The sequence below is a fragment of the Lentzea sp. NPDC051838 genome, assembly GCF_040681245.1.
GTDB lineage: Bacteria > Actinomycetota > Actinomycetes > Mycobacteriales > Pseudonocardiaceae > Lentzea.
On sequence record NZ_JBFAYI010000033.1, the window covers coordinates 63,113 to 88,230 of the forward strand.

26 protein-coding genes are annotated in these 25,118 nt (G+C 69.6%); 12 read left to right on the forward strand and 14 right to left on the reverse strand.

Features of this window, described 5'->3' with window-relative positions:
- Nucleotides 1–35 precede the first annotated feature (35 nt).
- A complete protein-coding gene (locus tag AB0M24_RS40450; protein WP_030472678.1) occupies nucleotides 36–242 on the reverse strand; it encodes a hypothetical protein in 207 nt (68 codons plus the stop codon).
- Nucleotides 243–306: 64 nt separating this feature from the next.
- Between AB0M24_RS40450 and AB0M24_RS40455 the strand changes: the two genes are divergently transcribed.
- From AB0M24_RS40455 to AB0M24_RS40470, 4 genes are read left to right on the forward strand one after another with little or no spacing between them, the layout of a single operon-like run.
- Nucleotides 307–759 carry a low molecular weight protein-tyrosine-phosphatase gene (locus AB0M24_RS40455; protein WP_363779093.1) on the forward strand — a complete coding sequence of 151 codons (453 nt, stop codon included), beginning with the start codon at nucleotides 307–309 and terminating at the stop codon, nucleotides 757–759.
- Entirely contained in the window at nucleotides 738–1,469 is a 732-nt protein-coding gene (locus AB0M24_RS40460) for a fructosamine kinase family protein (RefSeq protein ID WP_363779095.1), read from the forward strand. The genes AB0M24_RS40455 and AB0M24_RS40460 overlap by 22 nt, the downstream gene beginning before the upstream one ends.
- 4 nt (nucleotides 1,470–1,473) lie before the next feature.
- The gene (locus AB0M24_RS40465) at nucleotides 1,474–2,022 is read left to right on the forward strand and encodes a DUF1349 domain-containing protein (RefSeq protein WP_363779097.1); all 549 of its coding nucleotides are present in this window, start codon (nucleotides 1,474–1,476) and stop codon (nucleotides 2,020–2,022) included.
- Nucleotides 2,023–2,026: 4 nt separating this feature from the next.
- Nucleotides 2,027–2,845, forward strand: coding sequence for an SURF1 family cytochrome oxidase biogenesis protein (locus tag AB0M24_RS40470; protein ID WP_363779099.1), 819 nt, complete (start codon nucleotides 2,027–2,029; stop codon nucleotides 2,843–2,845).
- Here the strand turns inward: AB0M24_RS40470 and AB0M24_RS40475 are convergent.
- Nucleotides 2,753–3,685 (reverse strand): cobalamin biosynthesis protein, encoded by a 933-nt coding sequence (locus tag AB0M24_RS40475; protein WP_363779101.1) that lies wholly within the window; start codon nucleotides 3,683–3,685, stop codon nucleotides 2,753–2,755. The genes AB0M24_RS40470 and AB0M24_RS40475 overlap by 93 nt on opposite strands.
- Before the next feature lie 72 nt (nucleotides 3,686–3,757).
- Here AB0M24_RS40475 and AB0M24_RS40480 point away from each other — a divergent pair, with 72 nt between their 5' ends.
- From AB0M24_RS40480 to AB0M24_RS40490, 3 genes are read left to right on the forward strand one after another with little or no spacing between them, the layout of a single operon-like run.
- Entirely contained in the window at nucleotides 3,758–5,230 is a 1,473-nt protein-coding gene (locus AB0M24_RS40480; protein ID WP_363779103.1) for a DUF2397 domain-containing protein, read from the forward strand.
- A complete protein-coding gene (locus AB0M24_RS40485) occupies nucleotides 5,227–6,417 on the forward strand; it encodes a TIGR02678 family protein (RefSeq protein ID WP_363779105.1) in 1,191 nt (396 codons plus the stop codon). The genes AB0M24_RS40480 and AB0M24_RS40485 overlap by 4 nt, the downstream gene beginning before the upstream one ends.
- Nucleotides 6,414–10,490, forward strand: coding sequence for a TIGR02680 family protein (locus AB0M24_RS40490; RefSeq protein WP_363779107.1), 4,077 nt, complete (start codon nucleotides 6,414–6,416; stop codon nucleotides 10,488–10,490). The genes AB0M24_RS40485 and AB0M24_RS40490 overlap by 4 nt, the downstream gene beginning before the upstream one ends.
- Nucleotides 10,491–10,505: 15 nt before the next feature.
- Here the strand turns inward: AB0M24_RS40490 and AB0M24_RS40495 are convergent, their stop codons facing one another.
- From AB0M24_RS40495 to AB0M24_RS40505, 3 genes are all read right to left on the reverse strand, one after another.
- Nucleotides 10,506–11,396, reverse strand: coding sequence for a hypothetical protein (locus tag AB0M24_RS40495; protein WP_363779109.1), 891 nt, complete (start codon nucleotides 11,394–11,396; stop codon nucleotides 10,506–10,508).
- Between the two features lie 64 nt (nucleotides 11,397–11,460).
- Nucleotides 11,461–12,201 carry a maleylpyruvate isomerase family mycothiol-dependent enzyme gene (locus tag AB0M24_RS40500; protein ID WP_363779111.1) on the reverse strand — a complete coding sequence of 247 codons (741 nt, stop codon included), beginning with the start codon at nucleotides 12,199–12,201 and terminating at the stop codon, nucleotides 11,461–11,463.
- Complete coding sequence (locus tag AB0M24_RS40505) at nucleotides 12,198–12,815, reverse strand: TetR/AcrR family transcriptional regulator (protein ID WP_363779113.1); 618 nt, start codon at nucleotides 12,813–12,815, stop codon at nucleotides 12,198–12,200. The genes AB0M24_RS40500 and AB0M24_RS40505 overlap by 4 nt, the downstream gene beginning before the upstream one ends.
- A 54-nt stretch (nucleotides 12,816–12,869) precedes the next feature.
- On the opposite strand from AB0M24_RS40505, the gene AB0M24_RS40510 reads away from it, so the two are divergent.
- Complete coding sequence (locus AB0M24_RS40510; RefSeq protein ID WP_363779116.1) at nucleotides 12,870–13,889, forward strand: DUF2399 domain-containing protein; 1,020 nt, start codon at nucleotides 12,870–12,872, stop codon at nucleotides 13,887–13,889.
- On the opposite strand, the gene AB0M24_RS40515 is transcribed toward AB0M24_RS40510, so the two are convergent.
- Entirely contained in the window at nucleotides 13,878–14,345 is a 468-nt protein-coding gene (locus AB0M24_RS40515) for a MarR family transcriptional regulator (protein ID WP_363779118.1), read from the reverse strand. The genes AB0M24_RS40510 and AB0M24_RS40515 overlap by 12 nt on opposite strands.
- 56 nt (nucleotides 14,346–14,401) lie before the next feature.
- On the opposite strand from AB0M24_RS40515, the gene AB0M24_RS40520 reads away from it, so the two are divergent.
- Both AB0M24_RS40520 and AB0M24_RS40525 read left to right on the forward strand, forming a co-directional pair.
- Nucleotides 14,402–15,607 (forward strand): FAD-dependent monooxygenase, encoded by a 1,206-nt coding sequence (locus tag AB0M24_RS40520; protein WP_363779120.1) that lies wholly within the window; start codon nucleotides 14,402–14,404, stop codon nucleotides 15,605–15,607.
- Entirely contained in the window at nucleotides 15,604–16,365 is a 762-nt protein-coding gene (locus tag AB0M24_RS40525) for an NmrA family NAD(P)-binding protein (RefSeq protein ID WP_363779122.1), read from the forward strand. Before AB0M24_RS40520 ends, AB0M24_RS40525 begins: the two co-directional genes overlap by 4 nt.
- On the opposite strand, the gene AB0M24_RS40530 is transcribed toward AB0M24_RS40525, so the two are convergent.
- The gene (locus AB0M24_RS40530; protein WP_363779124.1) at nucleotides 16,334–16,759 is read right to left on the reverse strand and encodes a PaaI family thioesterase; all 426 of its coding nucleotides are present in this window, start codon (nucleotides 16,757–16,759) and stop codon (nucleotides 16,334–16,336) included. The genes AB0M24_RS40525 and AB0M24_RS40530 overlap by 32 nt on opposite strands.
- 4 nt (nucleotides 16,760–16,763) lie before the next feature.
- Nucleotides 16,764–17,378 carry a LysE family translocator gene (locus AB0M24_RS40535; RefSeq protein WP_363779126.1) on the reverse strand — a complete coding sequence of 205 codons (615 nt, stop codon included), beginning with the start codon at nucleotides 17,376–17,378 and terminating at the stop codon, nucleotides 16,764–16,766.
- 82 nt (nucleotides 17,379–17,460) lie between these two features.
- Between AB0M24_RS40535 and AB0M24_RS40540 the strand changes: the two genes are divergently transcribed.
- Complete coding sequence (locus tag AB0M24_RS40540) at nucleotides 17,461–17,913, forward strand: Lrp/AsnC family transcriptional regulator (RefSeq protein ID WP_363779128.1); 453 nt, start codon at nucleotides 17,461–17,463, stop codon at nucleotides 17,911–17,913.
- A 4-nt stretch (nucleotides 17,914–17,917) separates the two neighbouring features.
- Nucleotides 17,918–19,534: a hypothetical protein gene (locus tag AB0M24_RS40545; RefSeq protein WP_363779130.1), complete on the forward strand. Its 1,617-nt coding sequence runs from the start codon at nucleotides 17,918–17,920 to the stop codon at nucleotides 19,532–19,534.
- On the opposite strand, the gene AB0M24_RS40550 is transcribed toward AB0M24_RS40545, so the two are convergent.
- Genes AB0M24_RS40550 through AB0M24_RS40575 form a run of 6 tightly spaced genes read right to left on the reverse strand, consistent with a single transcriptional unit; the run spans nucleotide 19,535 to nucleotide 25,118 of the window.
- Nucleotides 19,535–20,680, reverse strand: a complete 1,146-nt coding sequence (locus AB0M24_RS40550; RefSeq protein ID WP_363779132.1) for a hypothetical protein — start codon at nucleotides 20,678–20,680, stop codon at nucleotides 19,535–19,537.
- 3 nt (nucleotides 20,681–20,683) lie between these two features.
- On the reverse strand, nucleotides 20,684–20,995 hold the full coding sequence (locus tag AB0M24_RS40555) for a WXG100 family type VII secretion target (RefSeq protein WP_363779134.1): 312 nt from the start codon (nucleotides 20,993–20,995) through the stop codon (nucleotides 20,684–20,686).
- Nucleotides 20,992–21,465: a YbaB/EbfC family nucleoid-associated protein gene (locus AB0M24_RS40560; RefSeq protein ID WP_363779135.1), complete on the reverse strand. Its 474-nt coding sequence runs from the start codon at nucleotides 21,463–21,465 to the stop codon at nucleotides 20,992–20,994. The genes AB0M24_RS40555 and AB0M24_RS40560 overlap by 4 nt, the downstream gene beginning before the upstream one ends.
- Before the next feature lie 40 nt (nucleotides 21,466–21,505).
- Nucleotides 21,506–22,453, reverse strand: a complete 948-nt coding sequence (nudC, locus tag AB0M24_RS40565; RefSeq protein WP_363779137.1) for an NAD(+) diphosphatase — start codon at nucleotides 22,451–22,453, stop codon at nucleotides 21,506–21,508.
- Nucleotides 22,450–23,838, reverse strand: coding sequence for a pitrilysin family protein (locus AB0M24_RS40570; RefSeq protein ID WP_363779139.1), 1,389 nt, complete (start codon nucleotides 23,836–23,838; stop codon nucleotides 22,450–22,452). The genes nudC and AB0M24_RS40570 overlap by 4 nt, the downstream gene beginning before the upstream one ends.
- Nucleotides 23,835–25,118, reverse strand: a complete 1,284-nt coding sequence (locus AB0M24_RS40575; RefSeq protein ID WP_363779141.1) for a pitrilysin family protein — start codon at nucleotides 25,116–25,118, stop codon at nucleotides 23,835–23,837. The genes AB0M24_RS40570 and AB0M24_RS40575 overlap by 4 nt, the downstream gene beginning before the upstream one ends.

Genomic DNA, 25,118 nt, shown 5'->3' on the forward strand with positions numbered 1-25,118 from the left:
GCGGCAATACTAGGCGACCAGCTCAGACGGGCGCGTCACTGCATGTAGCGGCGGAGCTCAGTCAGGTGGCTGATCAGCTCGTCCAGCTGGAAGGCGTCCAGCTGCGCGGACTCACCGGGCGGGGTGCGGAAGCAGACGCGACCCTTCTCGTTGAGGTACACCTCGAACGCACGACGGCGCCCGAGGGCGTCGGTGCACCCGATGATCTCCCGTTGCGGGGGCACGTCGGTACCTGTCTGCATGGGCGGCCTCCATGTCGTTTGTCCGTACATCTTGCGACGACGGGTGAGCGTTACCGTGTGGCGTGTGAAGGTCGCCTTTGTCTGCACCGGCAACATCTGCCGGTCCCCCATGGCAGCGCTCGTGTTCCGAGAATGGCTGTTGCGCGAAGGATTGTCGTCTTTCGTCACCGTGTCCAGCGCGGGTACCGGTGGGTGGCACGTGGGTGACCCGGCCGACCCGAGAGCCCTGAAAACGTTGGCGGACAACGGCTATCCCACCGATCACGTGGCCGCGCAGGTCGGTTCGGAGCACCTGGACGCCGATTTGCTGATCGCACTTGACTCCGGTCACGCACGTGCGTTGCGCCGGATGGCGGACCCCTCACGCGTCCGGTTGCTGCGCTCGTTCGACCCGGACGCCGATGACGTGGACGTTCCGGATCCGTACTACGGCGACCGGTCCGGGTTCACGGACGTGCTGGTGATGATCGAGGCGGCGATGCCGGGGCTGATCTCGTGGGTTCGAGAGCAGCTCTGAGGACGAAACGCCAGTCGCCTGCCGCCACCGCTGCCGAGGCGGCGGGCCTGCGCTGGCTGCGCGTTCCCGGTGGTCCGCCGGTTCCGGCCGTGCACTCGGCTTCCGACGGGCTGCTGGTGATCGACGAAATCCCGCACGGCACGCCGAATCTTCAGGCAGCCGTGACCTTCGGGCGCCAGTTGGCCGTTCTGCATCTCGCCGGCGCTCCGGCGTTCGGTGCCCCTCCACCGGGCGGCCCGCGTGAGGCCACGATCGGCATGGCCACGATGGTCAACGAGCCTGCTTCTTCGTGGCCCTCGTGGTTCGCGTCACAGCGAATTGAGCCCTATGCGGCTGCGGCGGGCGTCGACATGAGTGCCGTGTGCTCACGGATCTCCGACCTCGCGGGCCCTGCCGAGCCTCCCGCCCGGCTGCACGGCGACCTGTGGAGCGGCAACGTGCTGTGGGGCGCTGACGGTCAGGTGTGGCTGATCGACCCCGCAGCCCATGGCGGGCATCGAGAGAGCGATCTCGCGATGCTCCAGCTGTTCGGCTGCCCGTTCCTGGATCACGTCCTCGGCGCGTACCAGGAGGTGGCGCCTTTGGCCGACGGCTGGCAGGCGCGCGTGCCGTTGCACCAGCTGTTCCCGCTGCTCGTCCACGCCGTGCTGTTCGGCGGCGGGTACCGGTCTCAAGCCGTGGCGGCGGCCCGCGCGGCTTTGCGAGGATGAGTTCATGGACCTCACCGGGTGGACGTGGCTGAACGAGCCGCGGAAGTGGTCGACCGCTCCCCTCACCGTGCACGCCGATCCGCATTCGGACTTCTGGCGCCTCACCGGCAACGGCGTCGTCCGCGAGAACGGCCACCTGTACGGGGTCACTTTGGCCGGCGACTTCACCATCACCGCGACCTTCACCGGCGAGTACGCGGCGCAGTACGACCACGCGGGGGTCGGGCTGGTGATCGACGGCGAGAACTGGATCAAGGCCGGGGTCGAGGTGTTCGACGGGACGCGGCAGGCCAGCACGGTCGTGACGCGCGGGTTCTCGGACTGGAACCTGGCGCTGGTCGAGCCGTTCGAGCGGTTCACGGTCTCCGCCGAGCGCCGGGGTGACGCGGTGTGGGTCAGGTACGGGGTCGATGGCGAGGAGCCGACCAAGCTGCTGCGGAAGGCGTACTTCCCGCCGGAGATCGAGACCAAGGTCGGGGTCATGGCCGCCAGTCCTGAGGGCGAGGGGTTCGTGACCCAGTTCCACGAGGTCCAGCTCACGCAACTACCGTGAGGTCGTGCGGTTCAAGTTCCTCCTCAAGCCGGGCTGGCTGGCGCTGACCCTGGCCGTGTGGGTGTTCGCGGGTGCCTGCATCTACTTCCTGTCCCCGTGGCAGTTCGGCCGCAACGACGAGCGCCAGGCGCAGAACGCCGCCATCACCAAGTCGTTGAAGAGCGACCCGGTGCAGTACGGGGCGCAGCACGACGAGTGGCAGAAGGTCGAGCTCAAGGGCCGCTACCTGCCGGAGGGCGAAGCGCTCGCACGACTGCGAACGGTTCTGGGCGAGGCCGCGTTCGAGGTCATCACGCCGTTCGAGACCACCACGGGCAAGCGAGTCCTCATCGACCGCGGGTACGTCCGGCCGGTCAACGGCATCAAGCCGCCGAACTTCGACGCAACGCCTACCGGAGAAGTCACGATCATCGGCCTGGCCAGGCCGAACGAGTCGAACGAGCAGCCCGCGTTCGAACAGGACGGCAGAAGGCAGATCTACTCGATCAACAACAAGGCCGTGGGCGCGAACATCGAGCCCGGTTACTTCCAGCTGATCGAGAACCAGCCGGGCGCACTCGACACGTTGCCGCTCCCGAGGATCGAAAGCGGGCCTTTCTTCTCCTACGCGCTGCAGTGGATCGCGTTCGGCGTGATGGCGGTCGGCGGCTGGCTGTACTTCACGATTCGCGAGGCACGGCCGGGTGGCGTGCTCTACGAAGGCAAGAAGAGGAAGAAGTCGATCGCCGAGCTACTTGCGGAAGAAGGCGACGACGGCGCTGACGAAGGCGGCGCCGAAGCCGACGACGCGGGACAGCTCCACGGCACGCGTCACGTGACCTGAGTCCGGGTTGCGGCCGTGGCCGAGGACGGGGCGCTCTTCGACGCCGTGCGAGTACACGGTCCGGCCGCCCAGGCGGATCTCCAGGGCGCCCGCGAACGCGGCTTCTACCTGGCCGGCGTTCGGGGACGGGTGGGCTGAGGCGTCGCGGCGCCAGGTTTCCAGAGCCGCGGAGGCCGATCCGCCGACGACAGGTGCGCCGCCGACGGTCAGCACGGCGGCCAGGCGCGACGGCAGCAGGTTCAGCAGGTCGTCCAGGCGTGCGGAGGCCCAGCCGAAGCGCAGGTAGCGCGGCGACTTGTGGCCGACCATCGCGTCCAGCGTGTTCGCGGCCCGGTAGCCCACGAGCCCCGGCACGCCGAAGACCGCGCCCCAGAACAACGGCGCCACGACGGCGTCCGAGGTGTTCTCGGCGACGGACTCCACGGTCGCGCGAGCCAACCCGAGAGTGTCCAGGCGGGAAGCGTCACGGCCGCACAGGTGGGGCAGCCGCGCACGAGCCGCTTCGAGATCGCCGTCGGCCAGCTCACGGCCCATCGAGGTGCCCTCACCGGCCAGCGAGCTGCCGCCGAGCACGGTCCAGGTCGCGACAGCCGTGGTCAACGTCTGCAGAACCCAGTGCCGCCGGGCCAGCCGTTCCACCGCCACGCCGGCGGCCACGGTCCCGCCCACCAGAGCGGCCGTATAAGCCACGCCGGCGGCCTGCGAGTCGGCGTAAAGGCGCTTCTCGAGGGCCGAAGCAGTGGATCCGAATGCCGCTACCGGGTGAAATCGGCGTGGATCACCGAACACCGCGTCCGCGGCCACGCCCAGCAACAACCCCAACGCGCGACCCGCGCCCACGGCACCCTCCCCAGCTCGTCGAAGGCACGGTAGCGCCGCATCACGACAGCGCGCGCATTAGGGTGGCCGGTCGTGGAGCACAAGCGGCTGAAGCTGTACGCCTATCTGGACGCGCGCGATCACCAGCGCACGTACCTGGCGATCATGCGGCTGTTCACCTCCACGCTGCTGGCCGACCTGTCCGCGGGCGAGGTCGCCGGAGCGCTGGCCGGGCAGGAACGCGAAGGCAGGGTCGAGCAGGGTGAGAGCCGCATCGAGAACGTCATCAACCGCCTGAAGCAGCTGGTCGAGTGGGGCAACCTCGTCCAGGGCCGCCGGGAGGTCGTGGCGGCCAGCATCGCCGAGTTCCAGCACGGCAGCGTCCGGTACCAGGTCTCGAAGCTCGCCGTCCGCGTCCAGCGCGACGTCGACGAGCTGCTCAGGGTTCCGGAAGGCGCCCGCGAGGTGTCGCGAGAGCTGCTCCCGGCCATCGAACGCGGCCTGAACGAGCTGGGCGGGTCGCTGAGTGTCGCCCTCCTCAACGAAGGCGACAAGACCAAGGAACTCCTGGCCGAACGCGTCACCACCCTGTTCCTGCAGCACGCCGAACTGGCCGCGACGGTCCGCGACTTCTACGCCTACCTCGGCCAGGTCGTCACCAGGAACCACCTCGCCCCGGACGAGATCGCGGGCTTCCGGAACCTCCTGGTCGAGTACATCCAGCGCGTCGTCGAGGACGTCCTGAAGTTCACGCCCCCGATCGCCGAAGCCCTGGCCGGCCTCACGAAAGCAAGATCAGAACTCCTCCGGCTCCTCAGCACCGACCTCGGCGCCAAGGTCGAACGAGCCCGCGGCCGCACCCCGGAGGACTGGCAGGAGCTCACGGACTGGTTCGTCGACCGCCCGGGCCGCCCGAGCCAGGTCACGGCGCTGCGCGAAGCCACCGCCCGCGCGATCGGCAGCCTCCTGGCCAGCGTGAAGCGAGCGACCTCCGGCGGCGGCCTGCTCCCCGGCAGGCGCGCCGAACTGCTCAAGCTGGCCGGCTGGTTCGACAACGCGACGCGCGAGGAAGCCCACGAGATCTACGCCTCGGCGTTCGGCCTCTACAGCTCCCGCCACCTCTCCCCCGCCCCGGAACACGACTCGGACAACGAGCGCACCCCGTGGCGCGACGGCCCGGTCTGCGACGTCACGGTGTCCGTCAGGACACGAGGCGACCGAGGAGCGAGAGGAAGGCCGTCCCGCATCCTCGACGACCCGATGACCGAGCAGTCGCTGCTCGCGGAGGCCAGGGAAGCCGACGAGATCCGCGCGAGGCACGTCGCCGAACTGACGAAGGCCGCCGGAAACCTGGAGAACACGACGCTCACGCACGGCGCGTTGGAGGTCTTCTGCGAGCTGCTGACGCTCGCGATGGCCCAGCGAGACTCGCCTCAGGACAGCGGATCGGCCAGCGACCCCGTGCGCGGCCTCAAACTCGAGATCGCCCACGGCACGACGACGCAGATCCGCTCCGCCGCCGGGACGCTCACCCTGCACGACGCGACGGTGGCACTGAAGCAATGAACCACTTGGACAACCTCTCCGACATCGACGCCGCCAACGTGGTGCGGTGCGCCCGAACGTTGCTGCGCAGACCACTTCTGCGCTCCGACGGCCCGGACGGCGAGCTGCTCAGCCTCGTCTACCGGCACCGCGCGGTGCTGCAGGACATGTTCGCGGGCCTGCTCGGCTACCGGCTCGTCGTCGAACGCCGGTTCGCGCGCCTCTACAAGTCCGGCCCAGGACATGACGACACCCGCGGCGTGCTCACGATGTCCCCGCGCGGCTACGCCTACCTGGCGCTCACGCTCGCCGTGCTCACCGGCATCGGCCGCCAGACGCTGCTGTCCCGCCTGGTCGCCGACATCCGTTCCGCCGCAGTGGAAGCAGGCATCGACGCGCCGGACGACATCGGCGAACGCCGCGCCCTCACGGCAGCGCTCCGGCACCTCGTTTCCCTTGGCGTGCTGCACGAAACCGAAGGTTCGGTCGCGCAGGACCTGCTGCCCCAGGAAGCTCTGATCACCATCGACACCGACCTGCTGGGCCAGCTCGTCACGGGCCCGGTCGGCGAGGCGCAGAGCCCGGAGCACCTCATCGAGCTCGCGGCGCGCCCCGGCCCGCGCGGCATCGAGCACGCGGTCCGGCGCAAGCTCGTCGAAACGCCGCTGGTGCTCTACGCGGACCTCCCGGACGAGCAGTCCGAGTGGCTGAGGCGCAACCAGCGCAAGGAAACCGCGCTGCTGGAGCAGGCGTTCGGCCTCTACACCGAGTGCCGTGTCGAGGGTGTGCTCGCCGCCGACCCCGAGGACTTCCTGACCGACCTGTCGTTCCCCGGCGTCTCCACGGTCGCCCGCATCGCACTGCTGGCGTTGCCCGACCTGGTCCAGGACGACTCCGAAGACCCGCCCGCCCGGCACCTCGTCACAATCGAACGGATCCGCGAGGTCTGCGCGCAACTCGTCGAGGACTACCCTGCCGCGTGGTCGAAGCAGTTCACCGACGACCTCGACCGGCTGGTCGCCGAGGTGACGGAACTGCTGCGCCGCATGGGTCTCGCCGTGAAGACCGACGAAGGCTGGTCGATCAGCGCCGCGGCGAACCGCTGGCTGCCGGAACCCGACGGCGACCCCGAGCGTGAACAACCGGAACCCGTTGTGGTGCCTGAAGTACCGAGCTGGTCCCTGTTCGATGAGGAGAACGTGTCATGAGCAGGTGGCGGCTGCACCGCGGCGGCGTGGTCAACATCTGGCAGTACACCGAGCAGACGTTCGACTTCTCCGGTGGCCGCGCGATCTTCCAGGGCACCAACGGTTCCGGCAAGTCCCGCACGTTGGAACTGCTGCTGCCGCTGTGCCTGGACGGCGACCTGCGCCAGCTCGGCTCGAAGGGTTTCGACACGGTCAGCATCCGGCGCCTCATGCTGGACGACTACGACGGCGGCCCGAACCGCATCGGTTACGCGTGGGTCGAGCTGATCCGCGAAGCTGCCGACCACTCCGGCAACGAGTACCTGACGTGCGGTCTCGGCGTGAAGGCGTCCAAGACCTCGCAGGCCATCACGGACTCGTGGCGGTTCGTCACGCCGATGCGCGTCGGCACGGAACTGCAGCTCGCGGGCCCGGAACGCGTCCCGCACGGCCCCGCCCAGCTGCGTGATCTCATCGGCGCGGACTGCATGTTCGAGGAGCAGGCGTTCCGCGCGAAGATCGCCGACGCGGTCTACGGCGTGCCCGCCGCGCGCTACCCGGACCTGCTGCACCTCCAGCGGACGCTGCGCAACCCGGACGTCGGTCTGAAGGTGCTGGAAGGGCAGCTGGAGCAGATTCTCAGCGACGCCCTGCCGCCGCTCGACCAGACGATGATCGAGCAGCTCGCGACGTCGTTCGACGACCTGGAGTCGATCCGCGAGAACATCGTCCGACTGTCCTCTGCGGACAGTGCGCTGTCGACGTTCCTCAAGACCTACAGCGACTACGCGTTCGGCGGACTGCGATCCGCCTCCGAACGTCTGGACGCCGCCGAGCGTTCGGTGACGAAGTTGCGGCGCGAGCAGTCGAAGCTCACGCAGGACCTGGACGTCACGCGGATGGAACGCGCGGCGTCCGAGCAGGCACTGGTCGACATGGAGACCGGCGAGCAACAAGCCGAGGAAACGATCGCGGCGCTGAAGGAACTGCCGGCGTTCCGCGACCTCCAGGACCTCAAGACGCGCGAGAACCTCGTCGCGGAGAAGCGTTCCTCCGCGGTCGCGGCGTTGGAAACGGCTCATCGCCAGCGCGCGCAGGAAGACGCGGCCGTCGACAACGTGCTGCGGCTGCTGCGACGCCTCGCTGAGGACTTGCAGGCCGCAGACGCGTTGAGCGATCCGTTGCGCGAGAACCTCAGGCTCGCGGGCATGGACTCGGACCTCGCGCCGGACGTGCCGCAGGTTCCGGCCGCCGAGGCCACCGTGAGCACGGACTCCGTGCGTGCCAAGCCGGATCCCGAGGCCGGGCCGCTGCCGATCGAACGCCGGGTGCCACCGGCCGCCGCGACCGAGGACGTGCTGGCCGCGCTGGCGTCGGTGACCGACCAGACCTCGGGCATCGCTTCCCTTGCGCGCCAACGAGGTGCGTTGGCGCTCTCGCTGCACGAGCAGGCGCTGGCTCTGGACTCGCAGCACCGCGAGGTGGAGTCGTTGCGGCAGAAGGCCCGTGACGCCCAGCTCGGCGCGACCGAGTCGACCGCGCTGCGCAACCAGGAGCTGCAGGAACTGGCCGAGGTCGTGCAGACCTGGCTGGAGCAGGTCGAGGCGTGGACGTCCAGCGGCCCGTTGCTCGACGAACGCCCCGCCGAGTCGCTCAAGTTGCCCCAAACCCCGGATCCAGCGGCGGCGAAGGCGTTGAGCGGCACCGCCCGCGAGTGGGTCGGACCTCTCGTGCAGGCAGCTCGCGACGCCGCGCACGCGTTCACGCAGCAGCGCACCGAACTCCGCGCCCGCCTCGACACTTTGGACGAAGAGCTCGTCGGCCTGCGTTCGGGCAACGAGCGTGTTCCGGTGCCGGGCCAGTACACGTCGTCTTCGCGCGACACGGCTGCCGGCGCGCCTTTCTACCGGCTCGTGGACTTCTCGCCGTCGTTGAGCGACGACGAGCGCGCCGGGCTGGAAGCGGCACTGCAGGCGAGCGGTCTGCTCGACGCCTGGGTGACGCAGCAGGGCAGTGACCTGAACGATGTCCTTGCGGTGCCACGGGAAGCGGTCGACGGCCGTTCGCTGGCCGACTTCCTGGTACCCGCCGTCGAGGGTTCGCCGGTGCCGGAGTCTCTCGTCGCGGACCTGCTGCGCGCCGTGTCGCTGGACGACATGACGACCAGCGGTGACTGGCGCACGGGCGTGCTGACCGGCCGCTGGACCAAGCCAGAGGCCGAGTTCATCGGCGCCGGTGCGCGAGAAGCCGCACGTGGCCGCCGAATCGGTGCGCTGGAAGAAGAACTAGCCGAGCTGCGCACTCAACTCGGCACCGCCGAGGACGAGCTGGCCCGCGCGCACGAGCACGTTGCGACGTGGGAAGCGCACGTCGAGGCGTTCCCCGGCGACAGCGAGCTGATCGCCAAGCACAGCCGGGTGCAGGCCGCCGAGGAGTCCGCGGCACGGTCGCAGCAACGGACGTTCGAGCTGCGTGACGCGCTGGAGAACGCCAACGCGCGGTTGGAAGCGGCTCGCTCCGAACTAACCCGCCAAGCCGGAGATGCAGGCCTTCCGAGCGACACCGAGGCACTCAGACAGGCCCAGGCAGCGGCTTCGGAAGCCCAGCGCACGGCCGACCTGCTCGGCGACGCGGTCAAGAGGCGTTGCCAGGGCACGATTTCCGACCTCACCGACGCCTCGCACCGCTACCACGAGGCCGTCGCGGACCGGCAGACCGCCGAGACCGACGCCGATGCCCGGTGCGTCGACTACGCGGCTCAGGCAGGCACGCTGGCCGAGCTGACGGACGCGGTCGGCGGTGAGGCCAAGGAGATCAGCGAGCAGCTCACCCAGTTGGAGAAGTCGCGCAAGAAGATGCGCGAGGACCTCAAGGGTGTCCGCGAGAGCATCACGACCGCGCGTGAGCAGGCAGCGAAGCTCGAAGCGTTGCTGGAGACCAACTCCACTCAGGTCGCGGAGGCCGACGAGGCGAGGGACCGGGCGAGCGCGAACTTCACGGCCACGGTGAGGGCACCGGGTCTGGTGGTGGCTGCGCTGCCAGAGGTCGCCGACGGATCCGGGAGTGGCGAGGAGGGTGCGCAGCCCACCGCCGCCACCCTCGAAGCCTCGGTGCGCCAATCCATCGCCGACACTCCCGACCGTCGCGGCGGCACCGAGGCGACCGTCATCGCCAAGCTCCAGGCGTTGCAGACCTCGCTCGCCGGCAGCCACGACATCGCCGCCGAACAGCACGCGGGTCTGCTCACCGTGACGGTCACCGGCGAGGAGGGCGCGAAGCCCGTCGCCGTCGCCGCCCGCCAGGTCACCACGAAGCTGGCGGAGCAGCGCGGGTTCCTCGACGAGCAGTACCAGGGCATCTTCGCCGACTACCTGATCCGCGACCTGGCCGAGTGGCTGCGCGGCCAGATCACCGTCGCCGAGGACCTGACCAAGCGCATGAACGAGGTGCTCGGCCAGGCCCGTTCGAGCCAGGGCGTACACGTCAAGCTGGCCTGGAAGTCGTCGAGCGCGTTGGACGACGCCACGAGGCAAGCGCTTGCGCTGGTGCGGTTGCCGTTCGGCGAGCGCACGCCCGAGCAGGACGCCACGCTGCGGCGCGTCTTCACCGAACGGATCGAGAACGAGCGCGACACGCACTCCGGCGGCTACGCGGAGATCCTGTCGCGGGCGCTCGACTACCGGACGTGGCACCAGTTCACGGTGACGGTGGCGGACACCGGCCCGGACGGAAATCCGCGCGAACGGCGACTCAGGCAACTCTCGTCCGGCGAGACCCGGCTGATCTCGTACGTGACGCTGTTCGCGGCGGCGGCGAGCTTCTACGACGCGGTGAGCGACGAGTTCGACCCGTTGCGGCTGGTGCTGCTGGACGAGGCGTTCGAGCGGCTGGACGACCCGACGATCGCGCGCATGCTGGGGTTGCTGGTCGACCTCGACATGGACTGGGTGATCACCTGGCCGAGCGGCTGGGGCGTGTCCGACAAGATCCCGCGCATGCACATCTACGACGTGCTGCGGCCCAAGAACGGCCGTGGTGTCGCGTGCACGCAGACGACGTGGGACGGCGCCGCGCTGGATCGCATCGACCCGTAGCGCGGCGCCGGCCCGTCAGTCGAGGATGCGGTCCGCCAGGTGCACGGCGCGCGTGAGCCTGGTGATCCGCTCGGCCGAGACGTCCCAGGTGGTGCCCACCGGCTCCAGCGTCAGCACGACCATGATCTTGCGGTCGTTCCGGCCGTAGGTGCCGGTGGTGTGCATCGCTGGACGCGTCAGGTCGACATCGGCCGAACGCAGGTCCTGACCCACCGGACCGTCCTTGCCGACACCGGGGTAGGTCGGCGGCTTCGGCTTCTCGACACAAGGCCTGGGCGGGACGTCACCGAACCGCGACCACCCCTGCTTGTAGGCCACCTCGCCGTGCACGACGCTCGGCAGGCCGAACGACTGGTCGAAGCCGTCGGTCGCGCACTTCGTCGCCTGGTGCAGGTTGCCCATGATGAAGTCGCGGATCTTCGGGTGTGCCTCGTCGAGCAGGTAACGGTAGATCTTGACGACGTCCGACGCGCTGAGCGCCGTGTAGCCCCAGAACCCGACGTTGACCGGCGGCGCGGTGTCCTCGAGCCCGAGCTTCACGACCATGCGTTCGACGATCTTCTCCCAGCCCTCCTGGACCCAGAGCTCCGAAGCCGCGTTGTCGTCGCTCGACCTCAGCATCGGCTCCAGCCGTACCAGGTCGGCCGGCGGGATCTCGGCGTCAGGGCCGCGCTTCTCCAGGTAGTCGAGGGCGATGAGGATCTTGACCACCGACGCCGAGCGGTACTGCTTGTGCTGGTCCCAGGCGATCGTGGTGCGTCCGGTCTTGCGGTCGAACACGGCGAACGCCGCTTGGGCGTCCGCGGCGATCTCGGCCCGGGGGTCGGCATTCGCGGGCACTGGCGCCAGGAAGACCGCCGTGACCGCCGCCGTGACCCCTGCGGCGAGCAGTCGAATTTTTGTCATGTCTCGTAGACGCCGGTCGTGCCGCGGAGGATGCCTCGGCGGCACAGATCTTCACAAAGATCACCTAGAACGGTACTTCTGTCTGCAGAGCAGCGTTTCCACGACCGGACAACGCTCGGCAGAACTCGACCGCGTCGAACTCCAGCTCCGGGCCGCCGCTGCCCCACTTGCCACCCGCGGGTCCGGTCAGCCGCAACGTGAACGGCTGACCGTGGCGCGCCGCCCACTCGCGGACGACATCGTCGACGAGCACGCCGTCGTGGTCCGCGGTCAGTTCCATCGGCACACCAACGGCCCGCGAGATGTCGACCCGGTGCATCCACGGGTCACGAGTCATGATCACGTCGATGAGAAAGCCGAGCGACCACACCTCGTCACGACCGTTGATCTCCTGCGCGGCGCCCATCTTCGACCGGCGCACGAACCACGGCGTACGACGCCGTCCCTTCACCGCGCGGGGCGCCACCTCGGTGTACCGCGCGGCGATGGCGGCCGGGGACATGTCCGTCCGCTCCGCCACCTGAAGCTCGGTCAGCGCGTCGATGAACACCCCGCCGGCCTTCTCCGCCGCCTTGACCTGGCGCATGCTCTCGCGGATCGACGCGGACATCTCCGCCATGCCGAGCATGTGCGCGGCCATCGCCCGCACGTCCCAGTCCGGGCAGTCCGTCGGTCGCGCCCAGTCCTGCGCTGAGAGTCCTGACAGCAGCGCCACGACCCGTTCGTACTCGGTCCTGGCCAGCTGCATCGCGGTGTCGCGGTCGAGCGCTGACGTGCGGGGTCTCGCGTCCAGAGCGGCGGTCATGGGGTCCTCCTCAGTGGCGGGCCGGGCAGGCCGATGTCGTCGGCGAACATGTCGAGCACTCGTGGGATCTGGCGGCGCCAGCGGTCGCCGCCGGGGTCGTTGGCCAGCTGCATGTCGACCAGCCCGCCGCCGAGCGCCAGGAACAGGTCGAGGTCGTCCTGCTCCGTGACGCCGAGCCGGTGCATGGCGGTGATCAGGTTCTCCATCACCTCGACCGACGGGGCGTACGCGGCCTCGGACGGCACGAAACCGGGGATGGAGCGCTGGTTCATCAGCTGGTAGCGGGCCAGGTCGGCGACGGAGAAGTCGAAGAAGTACTGCCAGATCTCCAGCAACGCCTCGCGCGGGGCTTGCGGCAGGTGGTCGAGGCGGCCGCGTTGCTCGTCCAGGAAGAGCGTCCAGGCCTGCTGGAACATCGCGTCGTAGATCGCGTTCTTCGAGTCGAAGTGCGAGTACAGCGACGGTGAGCGCATGCCGATCATGGCCGCTACCTCGCGCAACGTGACCGCCGCCAGCCCGTCGCGGCGCGCGATCTCCCACGCGGCGTCGACTATCTCTCTTCGGGTGGCCTCACGCCGCTCGGCTTGCCTATCACGATTAGGCAGAACGCTCATGGTTAGGAAGAGTCCACTCACCGACCCCGCCTGTCAAGGCCTATGTTTGGCCTCGTGATCGAGTACGACCGGCCCGAGCTGGCCGAGTTCTGGCGCCTCGCCCGCGAGACGATGGAGGGCGGTGGCCGGTCGGCGTTCAGCTTCCGGGTCGAGGACGCCGCCACCGCCACCGTGCTCGGCGAGCTGCTGCGCAAACCGATCGCACACCCGGCGCGTCGCCAGATCTCGTTGGCACGCCTGGACGAGCACCTCCGCGCCCATGGCAGCACGTTGCCCGCGGTGCTGGAGTCCGTGCACGGCAAGCCGGTCGGCATGTCCACCGACGAGGAGGCCTCGACCGCGGAGGCCGTGCTGAAGTTCTCGTTGCGCGAGCACGGGTTGCTGCACGCGCCGTGGGCCGCGGAGTGGATCGAGCACGTGCGCAGGTACGGCAAGATCTCGCAGCCCGCCTTGCCGATGATCTCGTTCCGCGCCGCGCAGATCCTCGCGCAGCTCACACCAGAGGCGCGGCGGTGGACGTCGCGCTTCGAGCTGGCGGGCGACGAGCTGGACGACGGCCAGCCGCTCGCCCGCATCGTCGGCAAGGCGTTGCAGCTCATGGGCACGGACTGGGAACGCGCCGGCGTTCTCCCCGACGTCTACAGCAACCCGGTGCTGACCTCCCAGGGCTACCTGACGCTCAACGACACCTTCGCGGCAGAGCAGATCCTCGTCGTGCGCAGCCCGCGCCTGCTGGAGTCCGGCGTGCCCGGCCCGATGATGGTCCTCCCCACCGGCCTGACCACCCAGGCCAAACACCACCTCGACGGCAAGAAGGTCCGCTGCCACAACGACTTCACGCCTGCCGGAATCCGCGCGACCAACGAGATCCTGGCCTACACCGGCGGATCGACGTGGTGGATGTCAGCCGCCGACTACCGCCAGGCGGTGGCCACGCTGATCGCACGGGGCGTGGAGCTGCCGACCCTGAACACGAGACCGGAAGAAGCGAGCTGGGACCCCGACCTCGCCGAGACCATGGCCACCACCGGCCTGATGGTCACCGAGGAGCACGTCCTGAACTCACTCTTCTGACGGCGCGAACCTCTTCACGTCCCACCGGCCGTGTCCCTCCATCAGCTTGCGCCCGATCCGGCGCAGGTCGGCGAGGTCGCGTTCGTTCAGCAACCCGGTGAACTCCTCGGCGACCGACGCCCGGTACACCCGCGCGGTGACGCCCTGGCACGCCTCTTCGCCGGCTGACGTCAACACGGCATAGACCAGCCGCCGGTTGTCCGGCGGCTGCTCGCGCGTCACCCACCCGCGCTTGACCAGCCGCTCGACCAGCCGCGTGACGCCGGACGGGCTCACGTCCAGCAGCTCGACCAGCTCGGACATCTGCAACCTGCCGCCGTTGCGGAAGAGCTGGTAGAGCGCCACGTGCTCCAGCAATGAGCACCCGGCCTCCGCCTCCATCCGCCGCCCCATCGCGGCCTTGACGGCGTCGACGCCCTGCTGCACGTACAGCCACGAGAAGATCGGCTCGGTCACGGCCCCATCCTAAAACAGATTTGACGGCGCGACGTTTTCACGCTCAAATGTTGAGCATGAAAACCTCTGGGGACGTCACCGTCGTCGGCGCAGGCCCCGTCGGCCTCCTGCTCGCCACCGAGCTCGCCCTCCAAGGCGTGCGCACCACCGTGCTCGAACGCCTCACCTCCCAGGCCGACACCATCAAGGCCCAGATGATCAGCGGCCGCACGTACCAGATGCTCGCGATGCGCGGCTTCGGTCCAGCGATCGACGCCGTCAGTGCGGCCGAAGCGGAAGGCCTCGCATGGCGCCCCACCGGCGCCACCGGTCACTTCGCCGGACTGTTCAAACTGGACGGTCTGCCGCTCGTCATGCTGACCCAGCAAGCACTCGAACGAATCCTCGAAGCCCGCGCCCTCGAACTCGGCGTCGAGATCCGCCGCAGCGTCGAGGTCACGTCACTCGACCTCGGCACCGAGTACGTAGTCGGTTGCGACGGCGGCCGCAGTGCCGTCCGCAAGCTCGCCGGCTTCGACTTCCCCGGCACCGACCCGACCCTCACCGGCTACCAGGCGATCGTCGACCTGGAGGGCGACCTGCCGCTCGGCTGGCACCGAACCCCGGCCGGCGTGCACGCGTTCGGTCCGCTCAAGGGCCGGATCATGCTGATGGAGTTCGACGGCCCACCCGCGACCCGCGACGTGACCCGCGATGCCCTCGAAGCCGCCCTGCGCAGGGTGAGCGGCCGCGACGTCCGCATCACGGCCGTCCACACCGCCACGGTCTGGACCGACAACACCCGCCAGGCCACCACCTACCGCCGCGGCAACGTCCTGCTCGCGGGCGACGCGGCCCACGTCCACTCACCGTTCGGCGGCCAGGGCCTCAACCTGGGCCTGCAGGACGCGCTCAACCTCGGCTGGAAGCTCGCCACCGGCGACTCCGCGCTGATCGACACCTACACCGCCGAACGCCACCCGGTCGCGGAACGCGTGCTGCGCAACACGATGGCCCAGGTCGCGCTCACCCGGCCGGACCCGCACTCGCGCGAGCTGCACGCGATCGTCAGCGACCTGCTCGACCTGCCCGAGGTCAAACGCCACCTCGGCGCGATGATCCAGGGCACCGACATCCGTTACGACACCTCGTGCGACCACCCGCTCGCGGGCACGTTCGTCCCCGGTCTCGACCTCTCCGACGGCAAGGGCACCAGCATCGTGCTGGACGGCGCCGAAGCCACCGTGCGCCCCGACGGCTACGTCTCCAGGATCGCTCGGTGAAGATCGCAGTCACCGGCGCGACCGGTACCCAGGGCGGTGCCGTCGCCCGGCTCCTGTCGTCACGTGGCCACGACGTCCGCCGCGTCACCCGGAACCCCAAGCACGCCAACGACGTTCACGGCGACTTCAACGACCCCGCATCACTGCGCCACGCTTTCCAGGGCGTCGACGGCGTGTTCCTCATGACCCCGCTCAGCGACCCTCGTGAGGTGGCGCAGGGCAAAGCCGCCGTGGACGCCGCCCGGCACGTCCCGCACGTCGTCTTCACCTCGGCCACCAACGCCGATCGCGGCACCGGCATCCCGCACTTCGACACCAAAGCCGAGATCGAACGCCACCTGGCCGCTCACCATCCACACTGGACAGTGCTGGGACCCGCCGCGTTCATGGGCCGCGAAGGCCCGGTCGCGTTGCCGATCCCGCCCGACCTCGAGCTGTTCCTCATCGCACCCGAGGACATCGCCGCCATGGCCGTGCTGGCGTTCGAGCAACCGGACCGCTTCCGCAACCGGCGCATCGACATCGCGAGCGACCGCCGCACCGGCCAGGAGATGGCGGCGGTTCGCGGCACCGAGTTCGTCCAGATCCCGTTGGCACAGGCGGAGAAGTACTCGGCCGACCTGGCCGCGATGTTCCGCCACCACACTGAGATCGGCCTGGACCTCGACCTCGCGGCACTGCACGCCGAGTTCCCCGAGGTCGGCTGGCACAGCTACGAATCCTGGGTCAGCGGTCGGGCCGCGCGTCGACCTGAATGAGCGTCTGCTGCCCGGCCGCGACCAGCTTGCGTTCTTCTCCTCGCACCGCGAAGACGTCGAGCCGGCACACCGTCAACGTCCTGCCGGGCTTCAACACCGTCCCGACGGCCTCCAGGTGCTCGCCCACGGCCGGCGACAACAGGTTGATCTTGAACTCGACGGTGAGCACGGAGGTGTCGTCGGGAAACACCGTGAACGCCGCGTACCCACCGGCGCTGTCCGCGATCGCGCTGGTGGCACCGGCGTGGAAGTACCCGTTCTGCTGCGTCACCTCGGCGCGTGCCGGCAGCAGGATGTGCACCCGGCCGGGCACGACCTCGCCGAGCCGCGCGCCGAGGTGAGCCATCAACCCCTGTTTGTCGAAACTGCTCTGAATCCGCTCCCGCACGTCCACGCGCTCACCCGACCATCCGCTCCACGAGCAACACCCCGCCGATGCCGATCATCATCGCCCCGCTGACCCGCGACACCACCCGCGCCACCCCCGGACGGGTGGTCAGCACGGCCTTCGCGAACACCCCGACCCCGAGGTAAACCGCTGCGCACAACGCCATGTGCACCGCGCCGAGCACCGCGGTCTGCACCGCCACCGGCCATGCCCCGGCCGGGTCGATGAACTGCGGGAACAACGACACGAACATCAACATCGCTTTGGGGTTCAACCCGCTGATCCCCACACCCCGCAGCACCACCCGCCCCGGCGACGCCGCCAGTTCCGCCGCGGCACCAGGACTCGCGGGACGCGCCAACGTTCCCCAGCCCAGCCACACCAGGTAGGCGGCTCCGGCCACGGTCAACGCGGTGAGCAGCCCTTTCGAGCTCGCGACGACCACCACCAGCCCGGCCACCGCGAGCAGCGTGTAGCCCGCGTACCCGGCGACCAGGCCGAGCACCGCGGGCAGCACGAACCTGCCGCGCAGCCCTGCCGCGATCGCGTACGCCCAGTCCGCTCCCGGCGTCAGGACCAGCAGGAAGTCCACCGCCAGGAACGCCATCACCGTGCCGAGTTCCATACCCGAAAGGCTAGGAAGCAACCGCCCGAAGGTGTTCCCGTCTTTACCCCTGTTCACGAGCCTTTGGGGGAAGAATGTGCCCATGGACGCCGTCGACCGACAGATTCTTGCCGAGCTCCAGCAGGACGGCAGGCTGACCGTCACCGACCTGGCCGCGCGGGTGAACCTGAGCATCTCCCCGTGCCACCGCCGCCTGCGCGACCTCGAACGCGACGGCGCGATCCGCGGCTACCGAGCCGTCGTCGACCCGGCCGCGGTGGGCCTCAACTTCGAGGCCCTCGCGTTCGCCACCGTCCACTGGGAGAACGAGAGCACGGTCGCCGACTTCGAACGAGCCGTCGCCGCCATCCCGAACGTCCTTCAGGCGCAACGACTTTTCGGCGAACCTGACTACCTCCTGCGCATCGCCACCACCGACCTCGCCGCCTACCAACAGCTCTACGACGAGCACCTCGTAAAGCTGCCCGGCGTTCGTCAGATGAGGTCAACCGTGGTCATGAAGCACGTCGTCGACGACCGTCCGCTGCCAGGATGAGGTCGTGAAACCGCACCACTGGCCCTTCGTCGCGCTGGGCGTCTCCTTCGTCATCGCGATCACGGCCGTGATCGTCGTGGGCAGCAAGTCGCCCGCGGTCAACATGCCGATCCTGTTCGTCTTCCCGTTCGCCGCGATGTACCTCGCCCACCTGGTGTCGAAACGCGCGCCCGGCAAGGTGCTGTTCGAGTTCAGAGTGGACCCGAGGCCCAGCTGGTACTCGGACGCGGTCGAGGTCACGAGCAACGGCCTGGAGATCACCGCGGTGTCGGGCGGTGGACGACTGGCCTCCAGCGGGCCGACGAAGGTGTCCTACGGCTTCAACGACCTCCTCGGCATCAGCACCAGAGCCTCGGTACCCGGCGAGGCACCGTGGATCACGTTGACCGATGGTCGCGGACTGCCCGTGCCCGAAGGCGACGTCGTGGTGCTGCGAACCACGAGAGGCGAGCAGGTGCTGCCGGTCGACGAGCCGCAGAGGTTCGTCTCGCTGGTGCGGTCCCGCGTCTCCGGCCTGCCCGACGTGCACTCGCAACCCACCACGCGGACGGACGGCCACTTCCCCGAGGTGGGCCAGGCTCCACCGCCGACCGGTGATCGGACCACGCCGGTCGAGGGCCCCTCCACGTCACTCACCGGGCCGCCCCTCGCGGTGCGGTGGCTGGTCGGCGCAACGCTCGCGCTGGCCGGAACCGTTGTGCCGCCTACGATCGCACTGCTCACCACACCTCGCGTCCCGTGGGTCGTGCTCACGGTTCCCGTTGTCGCGGCTGTGGTGTGGGTGCTGAACCGGAACGTGCCGCGAACCTGGGGCCGGGTCGCACTCCTCCCGGTGCCGCTCAGCGTGTTCTGGATGATCGGCTCAGGCGGCTACCTCTGGATCCCGGTCCTGCTGGTGACGGGCCCGCTGCTGGGGTACCTCGGTGGGCGGATGTTCCGGCTGGGCGCCAACCTCGGTCGCAACGTCGAGGTGCGGGTGCCACTGCGCAACGGTGCGTCGCTGTACGTGCAGCGCGATCGACTGGTGCACAAGCTGAACAAGTCGCACGACGGTGGCGTGTACCCGCAGGCGATGTGGATCGGCGACCTGACGCTGGTCCAGCCGGGCACCTCATCGGGCCTGCACGCCTGGCCCGTTCCCGGTGGGATCAGAATGCTCGTCGGCGACAGCCCGATGCTGCGTCTGGTCGCACAGCCGCAGCAGTGGGTTCTGCCCTTGGCACAACCAGGTGCGCTCGCAGAGCTGATCAAGTCGCGACAGCAGATCCCAGGCGTGCGCACGCAGATGTCGATCGAGGAGTGGCGCGAGCTTCGTCTGTGGGCCGTGCGCCGGACGACCGGGTTGGACCGCAGCAACTACAAGACCGTCGGCATCGGGTGGCGACTGTTCGTGGCGTCGGTCTCCTGCAGCTTCGCCTGGATGTTCCTCTACATCGCCCCGATCGGCTGGGGCGGCATCCTGGTCACGGTGCCGCTGACCGCGTGGCTGCTGGCCGACTGGTGGCGGGTGCGCAAACGCATGCGCATCGCGGAGCTCAACGTTCTGCCGGCCTCCAGCCCGGACTGGGGCGAGACCCGTGCGGATCACGCCCCGATCCCCGGCTGGCAGCCCTGGCGCTGACTACTTCCGAGGCGGAGGGTCGGGCAGATCGAGATGGCCGACCATCCGTGGCGGGTTCGCCGAGGACTTGACCTGGTAGTCGCTGTCCTCGGGGTCGTTGACGTTGTTCGGCCCGCCGTCGCTCGGGATGTACTTGCCTGCGTTCTCCGAGCGCCAGCCGCCCTCGTGCGGATTGGTGTCGGTGTTCGCGCGGACGGTCGACCCGTCAGGCGTCTGGAAGGCGTGGCCCTGGGTGTTCGCGCCCGCCGTGTACTGGCCGTCCGGCGACGTGCCGGTCTCCCAGGTCTGCGAAAGTCCCTCGTGGCGCGTCTGCATCCCGCCGATCGCGCCGCCGACGCTGCCCGAGGTGGCGCCGGACACCGCCGCGCTGAGGAAGTCCTCCCCGCTGACCTTGCCGTGCGCGACGTTGTTCAGCACGTTGCCGGCCGCACCCGCGACGGCGCCTTCCACCGCACCGGTCGCGGCGGACTGGACGAAGTTCTTGCTCGTGCCACCGAGCGGGCTGGCCATACCGACCCCTGCCGACGCGACACCGGCGGCGACACCCGCGATGCCCGCGTCGACGGTCTTGCTGACGTCCCAGGACTTCCGCTCACCCGTGGCGAACTGGAGGGTCTGGATGGCCGCGTCGACGCCGACGTTGATCGCGACGTTGATGATGATCTGCCGCACGAGCTGCTGGAAGACCATCCGGACGGTGAGCTGGGTCGCCGCCTGCGCGATCGGGATGCCGGCGGTCGAGGCGCCGAACGTCGCCACCGCCGAGGCGATCATCGCCGCGATCTGCGCGGCCAGGATGATCAGGGCGGCGATGATGCTGAGCTTCGTGTACTCGATGCCCAGCGCCGCGTTGTCGCAGCCTGACGCGAGGTCGGCGCAGATCTGCTGGAGGTTGACCAGGTACGCGTCACCCTCGGTGTACTTCTGCCAGTACTCCTTGAACTTCTCCGCCGTCTGTCCGCTCATGCAGCCCAGCGCGGCCGACGACGCGCCGTTGCCGTCGCCGATCACCTCTCCTACCGACTTCGCGGCGGCCTGCCACGCGTCCCGCATCGCGCGCAGCTTGGTCTCGTCGCCTTCCGGCCAGTCCGCGCCGACCACGATCGGGGTGAGCCACTGGACCGCGCCCGGGATCTCGATGCCCATGACTCACTTTCCTCCCAACGACTTGGCGCCACCGTGGTCGACGGCTTCCCAGGTGTCGGCCGAGGCGTCCAGGCCTGAGCGGATCGAGTGGATGCCTTCGGTGAGCGCGGGGAACGCCTGGCGCGCCTGGTCAGCGAGCGGCAGGTAGGACTTGGCGAACTCCTTGCCCGCGTCGTCGCCGCCCCAGCAGCCGTTGTTGGCGTCCAGAACGCCCCGCAGCGCGTCCCAGGCGGTCTGCAGCTTGTCTCCTGCCGCCGAGAACTTCGGCGACGCCGAGCGCAGTGCCGTGGGGTCTACCTCGAAGCCGCCGGTCACCACTGGCCCCCTCGACGGTCCATGAAGGACTCCGGCGGCTCGTCGTCGCTCTGCTGCGGTTGCGACTGGACGATCGGCGGCGGCGTCGGGATGAGGTCCTTCAACGACGGCATGCCGGGGAAGAGGTCCGGCAGGTCGGGGATGCCCTGCTGGTACGGCGCGAGCGCGGCGTCGGCCTGCTCCCGCGCTGAGAGAGCGGCCTGCTGGATCGTCGTCACGACGCTCTGGCCCAGCTTCTCCGGCGTGCTCCGCTCGAACGCGGCCGGGGCGAACCTGACGCCGGTGACGATGCCGCCGGCGTTGACGGTGACCTCGACCAGGCCGTCCTGCGAGGTCGCGCGGCCGACCTTGGCCATCGCCTCGGCCTGGGCCTGCTTCAGCTGGGCGGTCTGGCGTTCGAGGTTCGCCAGCATGGTGTCCACCTGGCCGCGCAACGCCGCGTTGCGTGCTTCCAGCTCCGGGTTGCTCATACCCAGACCACACCGGATTACTCCGATCGGCGCAACCCGGCTAGACGACTCCCGCCCAGCTCTGCAGCATCCGGAACGCGATCGACGCGCCACCGGCGAGCCCGAGGCCCGGAACACTGCCCGCGACCTCGATCGCCTGCCGCACGTCGGCGCGCGTGGCCCACTTCGCCTCGGCGATCTCACCGTCGGCGAGCTTCAGCGGCTGGGAAGGATCCGCGACGGCCTCGAACCCGATCATCAGCGACCGCGGGAACGGCCACGGCTGCGAGCCCAGGTAGCGGATGTCCTTCACGGTCACGCCGACCTCTTCGAAGATCTCCCGCGCGACACAGGCTTCCAGCGACTCGCCCGCCTCGACGAATCCGGCGAGCACCGAGAACCTGCCCTCCGGCCACTCCGGACCGCGCGCCAGCAGCACCTGGTCCGCGCCGTCGTGCACGAGACAGATCACCGCGGCGTCGGTGCGCGGGTACTCCTCGCGCCCGCAGCCCGAGCAGACGCTGGTCCAGCCCGACTTCTCCAGCACCGTCCTGGCACCGCACTTGGCGCAGTACTTGCCGAGCCGGTGCCACTGGAACAACGCCGCGGCGGTCGTGAACAACCCCGCCGACATGTCGTCCAAAGTGGCGCCGGACTGCCGCAGGTCGAGCCACTGCGGTTCGTCGGTGAGCGCCGGCGGTGCCCACGAACGAGACGCGGGAGCCTGCTCGCCTTCCTCGGCGGGCATCAGCACGGCGAAGTACGCCACGCCGTCCTGCTCACCCAGCAGGACGGCGTTCACCGGCGGCTGATCGCCGAAGTCGAGCGCGGGCCTGTCGGCCACGCGCGTGCCTCGATCGGCGACCAGCGTGCGGCCGCGCGTGTCGACGACGATCATCCGGGCCTTGGGCCAGAGCGCGGCGAGCTTCTCGTCGTCGCCGCGCAACGGCTCACACCGGTCGATCGCGAACCGCGACAGCGCGGGTAGTGCGACCAGGTCGAAGCTCACTGGAACGAGACCCCGCCCAGCGCGGACAGCTTCGGCTTCAACGTCTCCGCGTCACCGACCAGCACGCCGGTGAAGTTGCCGGGAGCGAAGAACTCCAGCGCCGCCGCGGCGACCTGCTCCGGCGTGACCGCCTGCAGCCGCTGCGGGTGCGCCACCAGCCAGTCGATGCCGAGGCCCAGACCGACGAGGTTCACCAGGAACGAGGCCAGGCCGGACTGCGACGACGTCGTGGTGAGCAGCGTGCCGATCGCGTAGCTGCGGGCGACGTCCACTTCGGACTCCGACGGCGGCACCATGCCCAGGCGCGCGAGCTCGTAGCGGGTCTCCAGCAGCGCCGCCGCCGTCACGTCGGACGCCGTGTCCGCGTCGACCAGCAGCGTCGCGCCGTGGACCGTGAACTCGGGGTGCGAACGGGCGCTGTAGGTGTAGCCCTTGTCCTCGCGGATGTTCTCGACCAGGCGCGACGAGAAGAACCCGCCGTACACGAGGTTCGCCAGCTGCAGCGCCGGGTAACGCGGGTCGGTGCGCGGAATCGCCTGTGCGGCAAGGCGAATCTGCGACTGCACGGCACCGGCGCGGTGCACCAGCAGCACGTCGCCACCCTCGACCGCGGGCAGTGGCGGCAGCTGGACGGCCTCGCCCTCGCCCTGCCACGCGCCCAGTGCGTCACCGATCTGAGCGACCGCGGCAGCCGGGTCGACGTCGCCGACGACCACGAAGACCGAGCCGCGCGGCAGCAACGCCTTGCGGTGCAACGCGAGCACGTCGTCGCGGGTGACGGCGGCGACCTCGTCGGCCTCCGGCATCTCCTTGGCGTACGGGTGGTCGCCGTAGAGCAGCTTCTGCAGCGCCTCGCGCGCGATCACGCTCGGCTGCGACCGGGCGAGGGCGATGCGCTCGACCAGGCGGGCCTGCTCGCGCTCCAGCTCGTCGGCCGGGTACGCCGCGGACGTCAGCACGTCGCGCAGCACTTCCAGCACGGTGCCGAGGCCGGTGGCCAGCGCGTTGCCGGTGAAGCTCAGGCGCTCCGGGTCGACCACGGAGTCGAGCTCGCCGCCGACCAGCGCCAGCTCGGTGTCGATCTGCACGCGGGACCGGGTCGCCGTACCCGTCAGCACGGTGTTCGCGAGCACCTCGGCCTGGGCCGAGTGGTGCGAGCCGACGCTCGACGCGGCCGGGTCCGCGAACGGGACGCGCAGCCGCACCTCGACCATCGGCACGGTGGCGCGGCGAATCGCGATGACGCGCAGGCCGTTCGGCAGCGTGGTGTCCACAGTGGACAGCTCAGCCGCCGCCTTCTGGAAGCCCAGCTCCGGCAACGGACGCGGGCCTACCTCGGTGCGTCCGATCTCCTCGGCGGAACGGTGGGTCTTGGCCGAGGTCACTGGGCTCCTCCGGTGGGCTTGATCAGAAGAAGGGCACGGGCGTCGGGGCGCAGCGCCTTGGCCGCCGCCGACACCTCGTCCACGGTCACCGAGGCGATCCGCTCGGGCAGTTCGTAGATCAGCTCGGCGCGGCCGAACAGCAGCTCAGCGGAGCCGAGGCCCAGCGTGCGGTTCGTCAGCCGGTCGTGCTCCTTGTGCATGGTCGACGCCCAGCGGGCGGTGACCTTCGCGAGTTCCTCTGCCGACGGAGGCTCCTGCGCGAGCTTCTGCAGCTCCTCGTCGATCGCCGCGACGACCTGCTCGTGCGAGACCTCGGGGGTGTGGATCGCGGTGATGCTGAACGTGTCCGGGTCGCGCGCTTCGAGCGGTCCGAACAGGCCGCAGCCCGCGTTCAGGTCGATCACGATGCCCTCGCGGTGCACGAGGCGCTGCTGCAGGCGCGAGCTGTCGCCGTCCGTCAGCACGCCGGCGAGCACCAGGTACGCGAGGTAGCCGTCGATGTCGGTGACCGGGTCCGGGACGCGGTAGCCGATCGCGATCGCGGGCAGCGGGGCCAGCGCGTCGCCGTGCTCGTGCCGCACCTCGCCCTGCGGGGCGGGCTCGGCGAACGAGGGGCGCTCCGGCCGCGGCCGGGAGGGCACGTCGCCGAAGTGCTTCTCCACCAACGTCTTCGTGGCCTCGACGTCGAGGTCGCCCGCGACCGTCAGCACCGCGTTCGCCGGCGAGTAGTAGGTGTCGAAGAACTCCGCGCAGTCGTCGACCGTGGCGCTCTCCAGGTCGACGAAGTCGCCGTAGCCGTTGTGCGCGTTGGCGAACGTCTTGAACAGCACCGCGGGCAGCAGGATCCAGGGGAACCCGCCGTACGGGCGGTTCAGCACGTTGAGCCGGATCTCCTCCTTCACCACGTCGATCTGGTTGCGGAGGTTCTCCTCGGTGATCTTCGGCGCGCGCATGCGGTCGGCCTCGAGGAACAGCGCCCGCTCCAGGGCCGCGCTCGGCAGCACCTGGTAGTAGTCCGTGTAGTCCGGGTGCGTGGACCCGTTGAACGTGCCGCCCGACGACTGCACATGTCGGAAGTGGGCCAGCTTCTCCAGGCTCTCGCTGCCCTGGAACATGAGGTGCTCGAAGAGGTGCGCGAAACCGGTGCGCCCCTCCGGCTCGGAGCGGAAGCCGACGTCGTAGTGCACGCTGACGCCGACGACCGGTGCGCTGGCGTCGGGGGCGAGCACCACCCGCAGGCCGTTGGGCAACGTGAACCTGTGCAGTTCGGGTGAGGCCAT

What these genes read in the sequence shown, in the direction of transcription:
- AB0M24_RS40450 (WP_030472678.1), bottom strand. Translation starts at nt 242, where the DNA reads ATGCAGACAGGTACCGACGTGCCCCCGCAACGGGAGATCATCGGGTGC.
- AB0M24_RS40465 (WP_363779097.1), top strand. Translation starts at nt 1,474, where the DNA reads ATGGACCTCACCGGGTGGACGTGGCTGAACGAGCCGCGGAAGTGGTCG.
- AB0M24_RS40485 (WP_363779105.1), top strand. Translation starts at nt 5,227, where the DNA reads ATGAACCACTTGGACAACCTCTCCGACATCGACGCCGCCAACGTGGTG.
- AB0M24_RS40490 (WP_363779107.1), top strand. Translation starts at nt 6,414, where the DNA reads ATGAGCAGGTGGCGGCTGCACCGCGGCGGCGTGGTCAACATCTGGCAG.
- AB0M24_RS40495 (WP_363779109.1), bottom strand. Translation starts at nt 11,396, where the DNA reads ATGACAAAAATTCGACTGCTCGCCGCAGGGGTCACGGCGGCGGTCACG.
- AB0M24_RS40500 (WP_363779111.1), bottom strand. Translation starts at nt 12,201, where the DNA reads ATGACCGCCGCTCTGGACGCGAGACCCCGCACGTCAGCGCTCGACCGC.
- AB0M24_RS40505 (WP_363779113.1), bottom strand. Translation starts at nt 12,815, where the DNA reads ATGAGCGTTCTGCCTAATCGTGATAGGCAAGCCGAGCGGCGTGAGGCC.
- AB0M24_RS40520 (WP_363779120.1), top strand. Translation starts at nt 14,402, where the DNA reads ATGAAAACCTCTGGGGACGTCACCGTCGTCGGCGCAGGCCCCGTCGGC.
- AB0M24_RS40535 (WP_363779126.1), bottom strand. Translation starts at nt 17,378, where the DNA reads ATGGAACTCGGCACGGTGATGGCGTTCCTGGCGGTGGACTTCCTGCTG.
- AB0M24_RS40540 (WP_363779128.1), top strand. Translation starts at nt 17,461, where the DNA reads ATGGACGCCGTCGACCGACAGATTCTTGCCGAGCTCCAGCAGGACGGC.
- AB0M24_RS40550 (WP_363779132.1), bottom strand. Translation starts at nt 20,680, where the DNA reads ATGGGCATCGAGATCCCGGGCGCGGTCCAGTGGCTCACCCCGATCGTG.
- AB0M24_RS40560 (WP_363779135.1), bottom strand. Translation starts at nt 21,465, where the DNA reads ATGAGCAACCCGGAGCTGGAAGCACGCAACGCGGCGTTGCGCGGCCAG.
- AB0M24_RS40575 (WP_363779141.1), bottom strand. Translation starts at nt 25,118, where the DNA reads ATGGCCTCACCCGAACTGCACAGGTTCACGTTGCCCAACGGCCTGCGG.